Genomic DNA, 1,405 nt, shown 5'->3' on the forward strand with positions numbered 1-1,405 from the left:
TATATTCCTTCAAAACTAGATAACATTTGCTTCATATTATATGGTTAAGTCCTCGATCTATTAGTATTCGTCAGCTCCACGTGTCACCACGCTTCCACCTCGAACCTATCAACCTGATCATCTTTCAGGGATCTTACTAGCTTAACGCTATGGGAAATCTCATCTTGAGGGGGGCTTCATGCTTAGATGCTTTCAGCACTTATCCCTTCCGCACATAGCTACCCAGCTATGCCCTTGGCAGAACAACTGGTACACCAGCGGTGCGTCCATCCCGGTCCTCTCGTACTAAGGACAGCTCCTCTCAAATTTCCTACGCCCACGACGGATAGGGACCGAACTGTCTCACGACGTTCTGAACCCAGCTCGCGTACCGCTTTAATGGGCGAACAGCCCAACCCTTGGGACCGACTACAGCCCCAGGATGCGATGAGCCGACATCGAGGTGCCAAACCTCCCCGTCGATGTGGACTCTTGGGGGAGATAAGCCTGTTATCCCCGGGGTAGCTTTTATCCGTTGAGCGATGGCCCTTCCATGCGGAACCACCGGATCACTAAGCCCGACTTTCGTCCCTGCTCGACTTGTAGGTCTCGCAGTCAAGCTCCCTTATGCCTTTGCACTCTACGAATGATTTCCAACCATTCTGAGGGAACCTTTGGGCGCCTCCGTTACTTTTTAGGAGGCGACCGCCCCAGTCAAACTGCCCACCTGACACTGTCTCCCGGGTCGATAAGACCCGTAGGTTAGAATTTCAATACAGCCAGGGCGGTATCCCACCAGCGCCTCCACCGAAGCTAGCGCTCCGGCTTCAAAGGCTCCCGCCTATCCTGTACAAGCTGTACCAAAATTCAATATCAGGCTACAGTAAAGCTCCACGGGGTCTTTCCGTCCTGTCGCGGGTAACCTGCATCTTCACAGGTACTATAATTTCACCGAGTCTCTGGTTGAGACAGTGCCCAAATCGTTACACCTTTCGTGCGGGTCGGAACTTACCCGACAAGGAATTTCGCTACCTTAGGACCGTTATAGTTACGGCCGCCGTTTACTGGGGCTTCAGTTCAGAGCTTCGCTTGCGCTAACCCCTCTCCTTAACCTTCCAGCACCGGGCAGGTGTCAGCCCCTATACTTCGCCTTACGGCTTCGCAGAGACCTGTGTTTTTGCTAAACAGTCGCTTGGGCCTATTCACTGCGGCTTTCCGTTAAGAAAGCACCCCTTCTCCCGAAGTTACGGGGTCATTTTGCCGAGTTCCTTAACCAGAGTTCTCTCGCACACCTTAGGATTCTCTCCTCGCCTACCTGTGTCGGTTTGCGGTACAGGCACCTTTTATCTCGCTAGAAGCTTTTCTTGGCAGCGGGGAATCAAAGACTTCGCTCCATAAGGAGCTTCCCCATCACAGCTCAGCCTTC

General features: G+C 52.7%; 1 rRNA gene. It reads right to left on the bottom strand.

The features are described 5' to 3' along the window. Positions 1 to 40: 40 nt before the first annotated feature. Positions 41 to 1,405 (bottom strand): 23S ribosomal RNA (locus PLX19_RS25895); the annotation flags it as partial.

This window comes from Bacillus sp. BP-3, assembly GCF_028401955.1.
In the GTDB taxonomy this organism is placed as follows: domain Bacteria; phylum Bacillota; class Bacilli; order Bacillales; family Bacillaceae_G; genus Bacillus_A.